The 14,138-nt window shown below is 71.6% G+C and carries 11 protein-coding genes; 6 read left to right on the top strand and 5 right to left on the bottom strand.

Going from position 1 to position 14,138, the window contains the following annotated elements; translation table 11 throughout:
* Positions 1 to 69: 69 nt before the first annotated feature.
* Positions 70 to 2,871: a vitamin B12-dependent ribonucleotide reductase gene (locus tag VMS22_21750; GenBank protein HXJ36670.1), complete on the bottom strand. Its 2,802-nt coding sequence runs from the start codon at positions 2,869 to 2,871 to the stop codon at positions 70 to 72.
* 168 nt (positions 2,872 to 3,039) lie between these two features.
* Between VMS22_21750 and VMS22_21755 the strand changes: the two genes are divergently transcribed.
* From VMS22_21755 to VMS22_21770, 4 genes are read left to right on the top strand one after another with little or no spacing between them, the layout of a single operon-like run.
* A complete protein-coding gene (locus tag VMS22_21755; GenBank protein HXJ36671.1) occupies positions 3,040 to 3,336 on the top strand; it encodes a DUF721 domain-containing protein in 297 nt (98 codons plus the stop codon).
* Positions 3,337 to 3,386: 50 nt separating this feature from the next.
* On the top strand, positions 3,387 to 3,965 hold the full coding sequence (locus VMS22_21760; protein ID HXJ36672.1) for a CoA pyrophosphatase: 579 nt from the start codon (positions 3,387 to 3,389) through the stop codon (positions 3,963 to 3,965).
* Positions 3,965 to 5,332 (top strand): M23 family metallopeptidase, encoded by a 1,368-nt coding sequence (locus VMS22_21765; protein ID HXJ36673.1) that lies wholly within the window; start codon positions 3,965 to 3,967, stop codon positions 5,330 to 5,332. The genes VMS22_21760 and VMS22_21765 overlap by 1 nt, the downstream gene beginning before the upstream one ends.
* On the top strand, positions 5,329 to 6,432 hold the full coding sequence (locus tag VMS22_21770; GenBank protein ID HXJ36674.1) for a hypothetical protein: 1,104 nt from the start codon (positions 5,329 to 5,331) through the stop codon (positions 6,430 to 6,432). Before VMS22_21765 ends, VMS22_21770 begins: the two co-directional genes overlap by 4 nt.
* Here the strand turns inward: VMS22_21770 and VMS22_21775 are convergent.
* Entirely contained in the window at positions 6,389 to 7,135 is a 747-nt protein-coding gene (locus VMS22_21775; protein HXJ36675.1) for an MBL fold metallo-hydrolase, read from the bottom strand. The two genes, VMS22_21770 and VMS22_21775, sit on opposite strands and share 44 nt — an antisense overlap.
* A gap of 221 nt (positions 7,136 to 7,356) precedes the next feature.
* Here VMS22_21775 and VMS22_21780 point away from each other — a divergent pair, with 221 nt between their 5' ends.
* Positions 7,357 to 7,605, top strand: a complete 249-nt coding sequence (locus VMS22_21780; protein ID HXJ36676.1) for a hypothetical protein — start codon at positions 7,357 to 7,359, stop codon at positions 7,603 to 7,605.
* A 7-nt stretch (positions 7,606 to 7,612) separates the two neighbouring features.
* On the opposite strand, the gene VMS22_21785 is transcribed toward VMS22_21780, so the two are convergent.
* The 3 genes from VMS22_21785 to VMS22_21795 are packed head-to-tail and all read right to left on the bottom strand — an operon-like array spanning position 7,613 to position 13,094.
* Positions 7,613 to 7,909 (bottom strand): hypothetical protein, encoded by a 297-nt coding sequence (locus VMS22_21785; GenBank protein ID HXJ36677.1) that lies wholly within the window; start codon positions 7,907 to 7,909, stop codon positions 7,613 to 7,615.
* Entirely contained in the window at positions 7,906 to 12,645 is a 4,740-nt protein-coding gene (locus VMS22_21790; GenBank protein ID HXJ36678.1) for an NAD-glutamate dehydrogenase domain-containing protein, read from the bottom strand. The genes VMS22_21785 and VMS22_21790 overlap by 4 nt, the downstream gene beginning before the upstream one ends.
* The gene (locus tag VMS22_21795) at positions 12,645 to 13,094 is read right to left on the bottom strand and encodes a hypothetical protein (protein ID HXJ36679.1); all 450 of its coding nucleotides are present in this window, start codon (positions 13,092 to 13,094) and stop codon (positions 12,645 to 12,647) included. Before VMS22_21795 ends, VMS22_21790 begins: the two co-directional genes overlap by 1 nt.
* A 22-nt stretch (positions 13,095 to 13,116) precedes the next feature.
* Here VMS22_21795 and VMS22_21800 point away from each other — a divergent pair.
* Positions 13,117 to 14,138, top strand: a 1,022-nt coding sequence (locus VMS22_21800; protein ID HXJ36680.1) for a methyltransferase domain-containing protein, incomplete at its 3' end; no start/stop codon positions are given.

The following is a 14,138-nucleotide window of genomic DNA, read 5'->3' on the forward strand; positions in this document are numbered from 1 at the left end:
GCGCGGCCGCTCGGGATCGTCGTCCCGAGCGGCCGCACTGTCCTGTGTCCGACGGTTCTCGATGCGCGGTCAGGAGCACCCGCTGGTCGCACCGCAGTTGAGACACTTGTAGCACGCGCCATTGCGCACCATGAGCGACCCGCAATCGGGGCAGCTCGGCGCGTCCGCCTGCGGGCTGAAGGCTATCGGATTGAGCGGTTGCGCGCTCGGCGCGACGAACCCGATCGGCTGTGCCCCGCCGCGTGCGACCGGCTCGGCCGCTGGTGCCACCGCCGCCGTGACGACGCCGGATTCGCCGCGTCCGTTCTCGTCGCGATCGATGAGCCCCACCGCGACTCGCTGCTCGCCCTCGAGGAAGCGCGAGCCGAGGAAACGGAAAATGTAGTCGATCAACGACTTGGCCATCGGGATGTCGGGGTTCTTGGTGAAGCCCGACGGCTCGAAACGCACGTGGCTGAACTTCTGCACCAGGACCTCGAGCGGTACGCCGAACTGCAACGCCATCGACGTGAGTACGCCGATCGTGTCCATGAGACCAGAGACGGTGCTGCCCTCCTTGGCCATCTTGATGAAGATCTCGCCGGGCGTTCCGTCCTCGTAGAAGCCGACGTGCAGGTAGCCTTCGTGGCCGGCGATGTCGAACTTGTGACAGATCGCCTGGCGCTCGGCCGGCAGCCGGCGCCGCGTGAGTCCCGCCGTGGCCGCCGGCGCGACGTTCGCAGCGGGCGATACGGCCTCGGTCGTCGGCTTCGCCGTGTTGAGCGGCTGCACCTTCTTGCAGCCGTCCCGGTAGATGGCGACGGCCTTCAGCCCGAGTCGCCACGCTTCGATGTAGGCCTGCTCGATCTCCTCGACGGTGGCGCTCTCCGGCATGTTGATCGTCTTCGAGATGGCGCCCGAGATGAACGGTTGCGCGGCACCCATCATGCGGACGTGTCCGAGCGGCGCGATCGAGCGTGCGCCGCGAGCCGGCTTGAAGGCGCAATCGAAGACCGCCAGATGCTCGGAACGCAGGCCCGGCGCGCCCTCGATGGTCTCCTGCTCGTCGATGTACTCGACGATGCGTTGCACGTCGCGCGAATCGTAGCCGAGCCGGGCGAGCGCCCGCGGCACGGTGTTGTTGACGATCTTCAGCACCCCGCCGCCAACGAGCTTCTTGTACTTGACGAGTGCGATGTCCGGCTCGACGCCCGTGGTGTCGCAGTCCATCATGAACGCGATCGTCCCGGTGGGTGCCAGCACCGTCACCTGCGAGTTCCGCACCCCCCGGTCCTTCGCGAGCGCGAACGCGCTGTCCCAGGCGTCGCGCGCGGCGCCGAGGAGATCGAGCGGCACGAGCGTGGGGTTCAGCTTGTGCGCTGCCGCCCGGTGCTTGTCGATGACCCGGAGCTGCGGCTCGCGATTGGCGGCGTAGCCCTCGTAGGGCCCGAGCTTCTCCGCGACGCGCGCCGACTGGAGATACGCCTCCCCGCTCATGAGCGCCGTGACGGCGCCTGCGTACTCGCGGCCAGCGTCGGAGTCGTACGGCAGGCCGAGCGACATGAGCAGCGCGCCGAGGTTCGCATAGCCGAGTCCCAGCTCGCGGTACGCGTGCGCGTTCGCCGTGATCTCCGCGGTCGGGTAGCTCGACTTCTCGATCACGATGTCCTGCGCCGTGATCGCCACGTCGACGGCATGGCGGAAGGCGGCCACGTCGAAGATGCCGTCGTCGCCGGTGAACCGCATGAGGTTCAGGCTCGCGAGGTTACACGCGCTGTCGTCGAGGTGCATGTATTCCGAGCACGGGTTCGAGGCGTTGATACGGCCCGTGTTGGGGCAGGTGTGCCAATCGTTGATCGTGGTGTCGAACTGCATCCCTGGATCGCCGCACTGATGCGTCGCCTCGGCGATCATGCGCAGGAGCTTGCGCGCGGGCATCGTCTCGCACACCTCGCCGCTGGTCACGTAGCGCGTGCTCCAGGTCTCGCCGTCGAGGGCCGCTCGCATGAAGTCGTCCGTCACGCGCACCGAGTTGTTCGCGTTCTGGAAGAACACGGAGCCGTACGCCGGGCCGTCGAGCGAGTTGTCGTATCCGGCCGCGACCAGGGCCCAGGCCTTGCGCTCCTCCTCGGCCTTGCAGCGAATGAACTCGACGACGTCCGGATGGTCGGCGTTCAGGACGACCATCTTCGCCGCCCGCCGGGTCTTGCCGCCCGACTTGATCACACCGGCCGACGCGTCGGCCGCCCGCATGAACGACACCGGACCGGACGCGGTTCCGCCGCCCCCGAGCTTCTCCTTCGAGGAGCGCAGCTTCGAGAGGTTGACGCCCGACCCCGAGCCGCCCTTGAAGATGACGCCTTCCTTCCGATACCAGTCGAGGATCGAGTCCATCGTGTCGTTGACCGACAAGATGAAGCACGCCGAGCACTGCGGCTTCGGCTCCACGCCGACGTTGAACCACACCGGGCTGTTGAAGCAGAGTTTCTGCTGCAGCAGCAGGTGCGTCAGCTCGTCGACGAAGTTCTGTCGATCCTGCGGCGTCGCGAAGTATCCCTGCTCGTCGCCCCACTGCGAAATCGTGCTCACGACCCGACCGATCAACTGCCGGACGCTGCGCTCGCGCTGCGGCGTCCCGAGCGGGCCGCGGAAGTACTTCGACACGACGACGTTGGTCGCGAGCTGCGACCAGCTCTTCGGCACCTCGACGTCGCGCTGCTCGAAGACGGTCTCGCCGCCCTCGCCCTGGATCACCGCCGAGCGGATCTCCCACTCGACCTCGTCGTACGGGCTCACGCCTTGCGGCACGAACTGGCGCCCGATCGTGATCCCCCGCCGCGGCGTCGCCTGGACCTGCTGCGGCCCGGCCGCCGCCCCCTCCAGCCTCTCCATGACCATGGTCACCCCCTCAGAAAGCTCATCCGAGCGGCCCCCGAAATCCCCCGCCCGATACCCACATATTGGGTGCGCGCGCACATACACCACCATATCTTGTGTTGTCAAGGAAAGTTTGCCTGATCCCCAGGATCTCGCAACCGGGGGTCCGGTGGGTGGGGACTGATGGGTGACCTCGCACGCCTGGCGGAGGCGCTCCGGGCGGCGCTGGCACGCCTTCCGGGCGCGACGGGCCTCGTCCACTACCCCATCTGGGCGGAATGGAGCGCCGTCGTGGGCGCGACGATCGCCGCGCACGCGAAGCCGGCACAGCTCCGGCGCGGCGTGCTCGTCGTCGCGGTCGACGGACCCGAATGGATGCACGAGCTGCAGTACGTGAAACGCGACGTGGTCGAGCGGCTGAACGCCCGCCTCGGCTCGTCCGTCGTGCGCGACATCTACCTCGTGCTCGCTACCAATTGAGTCGTCGCGTTGGCGCGCGCGCGACCGGGTGATACTGTCGTCCGGAGCGGATGATCGTCGACTTCGTTCCGCGACTCACCCAGGTGCTGGAGGCGCGATCGCGCAGCGCGCTCGCCCCCGACGGCAAGACCCGAGCGGCCGTGCTGGTACCGTTGCTCCCCGTCGCCGGTGACATGCACGTGCTCTACACGCGCCGCTCGGCGTCGCTCCCGCACCATCGAGGCCAGGTCGCGTTTCCCGGCGGCACCTACGACGAAGGTCGCGATCGGGACCTGGTCGCGACCGCGCTCCGCGAGGCCCATGAGGAGATCGGGCTCGCACCCGGCGACGTCCGACTCCTCGGCGCCCTCGACGACATCGAGACCATGACGTCGCGCTTCGTGATCACCCCGGTGGTCGGGGTGGCGCCGCACCCGTATGCATGGCACCCTCGCGAGGGGGAGGTGGACCAGATCTTCACGGTGGCGATCGACGACCTGCTGGCGCCCGGCGCCGAGCGGCGCGAGATCTGGGACTTCTCCGGACGCGACGTGCCGATCGATCACTTCCCGGTGGCGGGCCAGGTGATCTGGGGCGCCACGCACCGGATCACCCGCAACCTTCTCGATCTCCTGGAGACCCTTCGCTGATGCGTCTACTCATCGCCCTGCTCGTCGTCGTTGCCGGCCTGCTGCTCACGGTCGCCGAACCGCTCCGCCCCCGGGTCGAGCTCGAGACGCCCCCGGACGTCGTCGGCGCGGCGACGCCGCTCCGCCTGGTCGCTCGCGATCGCGGCACCGGCCTCGCCGAGGTCGAGGTCCGGGTCCTCCCGCAAGGCGCGGCCGAGCCGGTCGTCGTCGCCCACGAGGACTTCCCCGCCACCTCCTGGTACGGGAGCGGCGTCCACGAGAAGGCGCTGGAGCCGGTGCTCGACGTGGCGAAGAACCACCTGCCCGAGGGCCCCGCGGTGCTCGAAGTGTGGGCGCGCGACCATTCGTGGCTCCCGTCGCTGCGCCGCGGACCCGCCGTCAGCCGTCCGATCACGATCGACACGACACCACCGACCCTCGAGGTCTTGAGCACGCAGCACATCGCGCGGCTGGGTGGCAGCGAGTGCCTGGTCTATCGCGTCGGCGCCGACGCGACCGCGAGCGGCGTGACGGTCGGCGACCTCGTCTTCCCGGGCACGACCGGTTACTTCAACGATCCCGCGCTGCGCGACGCGCTCTTTGCGCTGCCGGAGAATCAGCCCGACGCCCAGGTGAAGGCGTTCGCGGTCGATGCTGCGGGGAACCGCCGCACGGTCGCGTTCGATCTGGTCGTGAAGCCCCGCAAGTTCGCCGACAAGACGCTCACGATCGACGACGAGTTCCTGCAGCGCAAGGTGCCGGACCTGCTGCGCGAGAACGGGCTCCCCGTGACCGACGATCTCGTCGCCGGCTACCTGCGTGTGAATCGCGACCTGCGCAAGACGACCGAAGTGCGCGTGCGGGAGATCTGTCGCGCGAGCGATCCCGTCCCGCACTGGCAGGGCGGTCTCCTGCGACTGCCGAACGCGGCGCCCCTGTCCGGGTTCGCCGACCGCCGCACGTACATGCACGCCGGCAACGTCATCGATCACCAGACCCACCTCGGCTTCGATCTGGCCTCGCTGAAGGCTTCGCCCGTGCCCGCCGCAGCCGACGGTCGGGTCGCCTACGTGGGGTCGCTCGGAATCTACGGAACCACCGTCGTCATCGATCACGGCCAGGGCCTCTTCACGCTCTACGGACATCTGAGCGCGACGGACGTCACCGCGGGGGCCAACGTCGCGCGTGGCGACGTCGTGGGCAAGACCGGCGACACCGGCCTCGCGGGTGGGGATCACCTCCACTTCAGCGTCATGATCCACGGCATCCACGTCGATCCCGTCGAGTGGTGGGACCCGCACTGGATCCAGGACCACGTCGACGCGCGCCTCGCGCCGTACCCGAAGGCGACCCCCACCCAGGCAGCGGCGGCCGAGAAGCCGTCGTGAGCGACGTCGCGGGCGACGCGCGGGCGCTGCTCGAGCGCCTCGGCGCGGACGTCGGCGCCGGAGAGATTCCACGGGAGCGCCTGGCCGAGCTGCTGGCGAACCTCGAAGGCCGCGTCGGCGATCGCGACGACCGGACGGCAATCCGCCGGATGCTCTACCGCCTCCGCCAGCAGGGCGTCGCGGCGCCGGTGCGCGCGCCCGCCGCGCCGGCCCGTCAAGTCCTCGGTCCGGCGATCGACGGCTTCGTCTCGGCGGTCGACGGGCGGGGAGACCGCCTGATCTGGCTCGTCCGCGAGCAGAGCACCGGCGGGCTCCTGCTGGTCGCCGCCGATGTGAACGAGCCGGCGGGCCTGCGCGATCTCCAGGTGTTCGACGTGACGCGCAAGCAGGTCCGCGCGATGCGCGAGCGCTTCCAGGCCCGCGCCGGCCTGCGTCTCGTCGCCGCCGACTGGCGGGCGCTCGACGCGCTCGTCGTCGAGGCGCAGGAGCGCGCCGGCGTCCCGGAGCGCCGCACCAGCGACTACCGCCGCGTGCGTGAGCGGCTGACGAGCGAGCCGCCGCTCACGCCCAGCGAGCTCGTGTCCGCCCGCGTGACGTCACCCGACGGCGCGGGGCGCGCGCCGCTCGTCGCGGCCTCGTCAGCGCTGCTCGCGGAGCCCGAGTTCCGCACCTGGTGGCCGGACGCCGACGCGGTCGCACCGATCCTCGTCGAGGTGCGCGAGATCCGCGAGAGCCCTCTCGTGCTGAGCGAGGCCCAGCAGCAGATACGTCTGCGCGAGGTCCTCGAGCGCGCGACGACGTCGCTCTATCCGCCGGCCGTCGTCGCCCGCCGCCTGGACGCGACGGCGTACGTCCTCGCCGAGACGGGCCGCGCCGAGGCGGCGCGGCTCGCGCTCGCCGTCGCCGCCGCGCTGCGCGCGGAGCCGGCGAGCGCGAGCACCATCCCGTTCCTCCAGGCCCTCGTGCAGCAGGGCGTCGGCACGCACCTCGCCACCCTGGAGGCGGAGCGCCGCGAGGAGCGGAAGGGCTCGCTCGTGCTGACGCCGGGCGAGGTCGCTACAGCGGGATCACGAGGCCGTCCTCCGCGACCTCGAGCGTGATGTCGCCACGGTGCCGCAACGTCTCGGCCCCGAGGTGAGATAGCACGAGCCGGCGACAGCGCAGCTCGGCGGCGCGGGCGGCGATCTCGGGATAGGACACGTGGATGTCGAGGTGCGTCTCGAACGTCGAGCACTCGCAGATGAAGAGGTCCGCGCCGCTCGTGCGCGCGATGAACTCGTCCGTCCATCCGGTGTCACCCGAGTAGACGATCGTCTTGCCGCCGATCGTGAGCCGATAGCCGTAGCACACGAGCTCGCTCACGTGCGGCACGACGAAGGACTCCACCTTCACACCTTGGATCATCGTCGTCGCGGACGCGGGCAGCTCCGCATACGAAACGCGGAACGGCAGCGGCTCGCCACTCTGGCGCTCGTAGAGCGCCGAGAAGAGCGCCCGCACGCGGCGTTCGGTGCCCGGCGGCCCGTAGACGGCGAGCGGCCGCTGCCGGTCGCTCACGTAGAGATAGTCCATGAACAGGAACGGCACCCCGCCGAAATGATCGCCGTGCAGGTGGGAGAGCAGTACGAAGTCGATGCGCCCGGGCTCGATCCCGAAGCGGCGCAGGCCGTGCAGCACCGTGCCCCCGCAGTCGACCAGGAACGTGGCGCCAGGGCCTTCGACAAGATACGCGCTGTGTAGCCGCCCGCCCGCGCCGAAGGCGTCGCCCGATCCGAGCACGGTCACTTGCAGAGTCGACGCCATCAGCACCGCGCATTGCACTGTGCGCCGACTGGGACAGGAGTGGACACGGGTGTCACACTGGTGTCGACGCGCGCGCGCGAAACGAGCCTCAGTGGCCGAGGGAGGCGCGGCATGCTCATTGCTTTTTACGTGACAGAAGCGGGAATCACCAGAGGTGGACCATGTTGGGTACGTCGACTGATCCGGAGTTGCTAGGGCAAGCCTGGGGCCTCTTTCAGCTCGTGGCCGTGGCAGCCCTCGCGGGCTGGACGGCCGAGCGGCTGCTCGACACCGGGGTCCGTACGCGGGGCCTCCCCTTCCTGTCGGGACTGTTCGGGCTCTACGTCGGGCCTCACCTGCTCGATCTGACCGGTTTTCCGACCGGTCCGGAGATCGCAGGCGAGCCGCTGATCGCGGCTTTTGCGGGGGCGCTCGCCATCTGCGGCTTCCTGAAGCTCGCCTCGCTCGGCGCCGCCGGCCCGCGCTGGTGAGCCGCCGCTAGGGCGTTTGCGCGGGCGCCTGCGGGTGCTCGTCGACCATCGCGCGGAAGCGCCGTTCGAGCTCGGTGAAGGCCTGCTCCATGCGTCCCGCGCGCGCGGAGACGTCCTCGAGCTGCCGCCCGAGCTGATCGCGCTGCTGCTCCATCTCGCGCAGCCGGCGCTCGAGGTCCTGCACGACGTCGGTGCGGCGGACCAGCAGGTTCCCCGCGTCGGACTGGATCACGTACACGGTGGCGCCCGCGCCGATGAGCGCGCCCAGCAGGAGTGCGAACAGGAACCGAATCACGGCCGTCATGACGAAGCCTCCGCGAGCTGCCGGATCTCCCGTACAATCACGACGAGCGCCGGCAGGCTCGCTCGTCCACTCGCCTTCAGGTCCTCGATCATCGCACGCACCGCCGCGACGCGCTGCGTGAACCCTGCGCCCTCCGCCCGGCGCGCGAGCGACCGGCGCGCGGCGTGCAGCTCGGCATCGACGCCGTCGAGCGCCCGCACGACCCAGCGATCGTCGTCGGGCGACGGCACGAGCGCGCTCGCGAGCCAGGCGAAGTCGATCTCCGCGGCGAGCCCGAAATAGCGGCGCGCGACCGCCTCGAGCTCGAGCCCGGCGGCGCCGGCGAGCTGCACGACGTCGAGCGCGCTCGGGATCCATCCCGCGACCGCAAGGCTCAGCGCCGCCGGACCCAGACCGCACATCTCGAGGTCGGCGCGACGCTTGTGCAGAGCCTCGGCCTCCGGGCCCGCGAGCCAATCGCAGAGACGCGCGCGGGCGACCGCTGCGCCGCGTGCCAGCTCCGATGTCGCTTCGGCGATCGTGCGTGCCGGGTCGACGCCCTGGATCGTCCAGCGCGTCATCCGCCGCATGGCCTCTTCCAGCGCGAGCACGCACGTCACCTCGTCCGCGAATCCGATCCGACGGGTGCGGATCTCGTGCGCGATCGCGGCGCCGTCGACGAGCGTCCACGCGATCGCCCAGGCGCGGCACACGCCCGGGATCGTCGCGCCCGTCTCGCGCTGGAGCCGCGTCACGAAGGTCGCGCCGAGCGCGTCGACGAGTGTGTTCGCGACCTCGACGGCGACGATCTCGCGCCGCAGGCGGTGCGTGCGGACCGCGTCCGGCAGGTCGGCCACGATGCGACGCGGGAAGTAGCCGAGCAGATACGGCTCGAGCCCGGGATCGTCGGGCAGCGGCGACGCGCGCAGCGCGCCCTCGAGGTGGATCTTCGTATACGCCGTCACGACCGCCAGCTCGGGGCGCGTGAGCCCCGGGAACGTCGCCCGCCGCGCGCGCAAGGTCTCCCAATCCGGCAGCGCGAGCTGCGCGCGGTCGAGGCCGAGCGCGCGCTCGAGCTCACCCAGGTGATCGCAGAAGTCGTCGAGCCGCGACGCGCTCCGCCGCTGCTCGATCGCGAGGAGCCGGCCCTGGCTCGCGTTGTGGGCGAGCACGTGCTCGGTCACCTCGGGCAGCGCTACGGCGAGGAGCGCATTGCGCGCCTCCGCCGACAGCCGTCCCGAGGCCGTGAGCGGGGCGAGGCACACCTTCAGGTTGACCTCGTGGTCGGACAAGTCGACGCCGGCCGAGTTGTCGATGGCGTCGATGTTGATGCGACCGCCGGCGAGCGCGAACGCGATCCGCCCCCGCTGCGTGACGCCGAGGTTGCCGCCCTCCGCCACCACGCGGACCCGCAGCGCGGTGTGCGGCACGCGGACGCTGTCGTTCGTGGGATCGCCCACGGACGCGTCCGTCTCGTCGGTCGCGCGCACGTAGGTGCCGATGCCGCCGTTCCACAACAGATCGACGTCGAGTCCGAGGATCGCACGCACGAGCGCCTCGCCACTCATGGCTTCGTCGGCGACGCCGAGCAGGCGGCGTACCTCGGGTGTGAGACCGATCCGTTTGGCGCCGCGTAGCGCGAGCAGCGCGCCCGGCGAGCGCACGGCGGGATCGTACTGATCCCACCCCGCGACGGCTTTGAAGAGCCGCTCGCGCTCCGCGAAGCTCTTGGCCGGGTCTGGGTCGGGATCGATGAACACGTGCTTGTGGTTGAACGCCGCCACCAGGCGCAGGTGTGGTGAGCGCAGGAGCCCGTTGCCGAAAACGTCACCGCCCATGTCGCCGATGCCGATGACGCGCAGGGGCGCCGTGTCGGCGTCGATCTCGAGCTCGTGAAAGTGCGCCCGCACGCACTCCCAGGCGCCGCGCGCAGTGATGCCGAGCGCCTTGTGGTCGTAGCCCTGCGAGCCGCCCGAGGCGAATGCGTCGCCGAGCCAGAACCCGTTGTCGCGAGCGATGGCGTTCGCTTCGTCCGAGAAGGTGGCCGTCCCCTTGTCCGCGGCGACGACGAGGTACGGATCCTCCTCGTCGTAGATCCGCAGGCCCGCGGGATGTACGACGCGCCCGCCGACGACGTTGTCGGTGACTTCGAGGAGGCCGCGCACGAATTCGCGGTACGCGTCGACCGGCGCTCCACCGCGCAGGGGAACGAACGCGCCTTTGGCGCCGGTCGGTACGATGATCGCGTTCTTCATCGTCTGGGTGCGCATGAGGCCCAGCACCTCGGTGCGATAGTCCTCGGGACGATCGGAGAGCCGCAACCCACCCCGCGCCACGAGGCCCGCCCGCAGGTGGAGGCCTTCCACGATCGGCGCCCGCACGTAGATCTCGTAGCGGGGACGCGGGTCGCTCAAGAACGGCACGTCCGCGCACCGGATCTTCATGACGATCCGATCGGACACGGCGTCGCGCGCGAAGACGTTCGTGCGCACGGTGGCGGCGACCAGCGCCGCCAGCCCGCGCAGGCACTGGTCCTCGCGCAGCCGCTCCACGCGCTCGAGGCTCGCGACGAAGCGCGCCCGCGCGTCGGCGTCGGCGTCGCCATCGCCGCGGCCGAAGCGTGCCGCCACGCACGCGAACAGGCGCTCGGCCGGCTCGGGGTTGCCGGCCAGCGTCGCCCACACCTCGGTGCGCGTGCCGAGCCCCGCCTGTACGGCGTAGCCCGCGTAGCTGCGCAGGCAATCGACCGCACGCCAGTCGAGACCGGTCGCGACGACGAGGGCGTTCAGGGCGTCGTCCGGAACCCGGCCGCCCCGCACCGCGAGGATGAGATCGACCAGTCGCTTCCCGACCCGCTCCACGTCGAGCGGGCGGCCGGCGCGGTCTTGGACGAGGAAGCGGTGGAGGTAGAGCGGGACGGCGCTCACGGGCTCGATCCGCACGCGGTCCTCGACGAGGGTGCGCAATCCGGCGTGGTCGAGCCGCGGCAGGATCTCGGTCAGCACGAGCGGCGGGCCCGCGAGGTACGCGCGCAGCACGGTCGCCCCCTCCTGCGGTTCGCGATCGAACTCGATCTGCGGCGTACCGGAGGTGAGCGCGAGGTTCGCCAGCACGACGTCGTCGGCCGCGCGCTCGACGGTCGTCGAGGCGCGGTAGTCGGCGGGGAACGCGTCGGCGAAGCGCGCCCCGAGTCGCTCGCCGACCTCGACGCCGTGGCGCTCGATCAGCAGCTCGCGCAGGCGAACCGACCAGCTCTCGAGGACCGCGTCGACCTCGCGCTCGAGCGTCGCGCGCGTCGCCGCGTCGAGCGCCGCCCTGCCGCGCGTGAACGTCAGGTGGAGGCGGGCGGGCGCGTCGGCGATGTCCTCGGCGCCGGCGTCCAAGTGGTCCTCGAGCAGCTCGACGTCGAGCCGCTCGCGCACCAGGCGGACGACGCGGGCGCGCGCCTCACCCGACACGCGGCTGCGCGGCATGACGACGAGCACCGTCAGGAGGTCGCCCTCGCCACGCTCGCGCACGCGCACGAGGACCTCCGCCGTCCGCTCAGCCGCCAGGATCGTCTGGATGTCCTCGCGCACCTCGTCGACCGACGACGCGAACAGGAGCGTCTTCGGCAGGCCGTTGAAGACCCCGACGAGCTCCTTCCAGTCGTGGCTGCCGGAGATCACGCCCTCGGCCGCCAGGATCTGCCGCAGCATGCGGCGCAGGATCGGGACCTCGGACGCCTCCTCGGCGTGCGCCTTCGACGTGAGGAGGCCGACGAACCGGCGCTCGCCGACGATGTTCCCGGCGGCGTCGAGGGCGGCGAAGCCGAAGTCGTCCATCGGGACGCGCCGGTGGACGGGCGCCAGGGCGTGCGTCTTGCCGACGACGAGGAGGCGGCGTCCCGCCACGCGCCGGCGCGCCACCGGCGACAGCGCCTCGAAGGGCTGCGGCGTCCGGAACGCCGAGCGATCCTCGCGCCGCAGGAGACCCAGGCCCGTGCCCGGGCGGAGGTGGACCATCCTTCCCTCCGGCGCGTCGACGAATGCGTACTCGCGGTAGCCGAGGAACACGAAGCCCCCGTCGACGAGCCAGCGCAGGAAGTCGCCGACCGCGGTCGCCTCGGCGGCAATCCGCGGATCACGCGTGCGCCCGAGCTGCTCGAACTCGGTCGCGATCGCCTGCGCGCGTGCCAGCGCGAGGCCGAAGTCCTCGGTCACGAGCACGATGTCGTCGAGCCGGGCGCGGATCGCGCTCTCGAGCGTCGCCAACTTCTCGGGCTCGGTCACGCGGGGGACGACGATGTGCAGGAACGACTCGCGGCTCGCACCGTGCATCGGCGGGTCGACCTGCACCGCGCGCCCGGTCGCATCGCGCGTCACGGCGACAATCGGATGGAGCAGGACGCGCGGCTCGAGGCCGTGGGCGCGCAGCTCCTCGCGAACCGTATCGACGATGAAGGGACGATCGCCGATGCAGGTCTCGATCACCGTGCCGGGCGCGTCCCAGCCCTCGTCGAGATAGGTGGGCGTGAGCACACGCACGCGCGGCAGCGGGCCCGGCGCCTGGAAGAAGCGGAACGCCGACAGCACGAGCTGGACGGCCTCCTCGTCGGCGACCCCGCCGGTGTAGGCCTGCGCACGTTGGAGGAGCTGGGTCGTGAAGGCGCCGAGCGCGCCGGCGTCGGCCGCGGTGACCTTGCGAGCGAGGAGTGCCGCGAGCCGCTCGGCGACGCGGCCCCGATCCTTGGCTCCGCTCTCGGCCGGCACCCCCATCACCCGACCTCGCCGAGCTCGGCGACGAGGAGCGTACCACCGCAGTAGCCGCGCGACTCGAGCGCGGCGCGGAGCACGGGCTCGGTCGAGCCCGGCCACGCCGCGAGCCGCCGGCAGCCCCGGCGCCGCGCCCGGGCCTCGGCGAAGGCGATCAGGCGATCGAGCAGCGGCGCATCGGCGGCGTTGCGGGTGTGCGCCGTGTCGAGGATCGCCTCGAAACGTCCGGCCCCGAGCGAACGAAGATAGCCGACCGACACCACGCCGACGATCTCGCCACCCGCGCTCTCGGCGACGTAGACGTCGCCCGCGAGCGTCGCGAGCGTGCGCCGGTCGAAGCGCTCGCGCCGCGGCGGGGTTTCCCCCGGCAGCAGCGCGCGCACCCGTGGGAGATCGCTTCGACGCCCGCGCCGCAGCCGGATGCGCTCGGTGGCGCTCGCTGTCTCTCGCATGGTTGGCGGCGGGGGTCTTAGCATGGTCGCACCGCTTGCAGCCATCCCGCGGCCCGGCGACCATGGGCGCGTGCGCGACGCGCCCGCAGCGCTCGAGCTGGAGATCGAGCGGCTCACTTTCGGGCCCGACGCGCTGGCCCACGACGGGGGACAGGTCGTCTTCGTGGCCCACGCCGCCCCGGGGGATCGGGTCCGGGCGCGCGTGGTCGAACGGCGTCGCGGCTACGTGCGGGCCGAGACCGTCGCCGTCGATCGAGCCGGGCCCGCGCGCGTCGTCCCGCCCTGCCCGGCGTTCGGGCGCTGCGGCGGCTGCCAGTGGCAGCACGTCGACGTGGCGGCGCAGCGCGACGCGAAGGCCGCGATCGTCGCCGAGCAGCTCGCGCGACTGGGCGGCCTTCGCGACGCGCCAGTACGGCCGACGATCGCCGGCGGCCCGGCGTGGGCGTACCGCTCGCGCATCACGCTGGTCGCCGAGGGGCGGCGCCTCGGCTTCCACGCCGCCGCCTCGCACCGGCTGGAGCCGATCGAGACCTGCGCGATCGCCGCGACGCCGCTCGAAGCCCATCTCCCGATCGCCCGCACGTGGGTCGCCCGCCTGCGCGCGACGGTGCTGCGCGTGACGCTCGTGGTCGCGCCGGGCGGGGTCGTGCTCGCCGCGACGACGCGGGGGCGGCCCGGTCCCGCCGACGTCACCGACACCGAGACGCTGCTCGCAGCGCACGCGACCGTACGGGGGGCGATCCTGTCCGGCGCGGGCGCGCGCGTCGTGGTCGGCGACGCGACCGTGCGCCAGGAGATCGAGTCCGGGCTCGCGCTCGAGGTACCCGCCGACGTCTTCACGCAGGTGAACTCGGAGGCGAACCAGGCGCTCGTCCGTACCGTCGTCGACGCCGGTGGCTTCGAGGCCGGCGCCCGTGTGCTCGACCTCTACTGCGGCGCCGGCAACCTCTCGCTGCCGCTCGCGCGCCGCGGTGCCGACGTGACCGGGATCGAGCGCTCGCCGGTCGCGATCCACGCGGCGCAGGCGAACGCCGCTCGCCTCGG

This window comes from Candidatus Eisenbacteria bacterium (assembly GCA_035577985.1).
GTDB lineage: Bacteria > Desulfobacterota > Binatia > DP-6 > DP-6 > DATJZY01.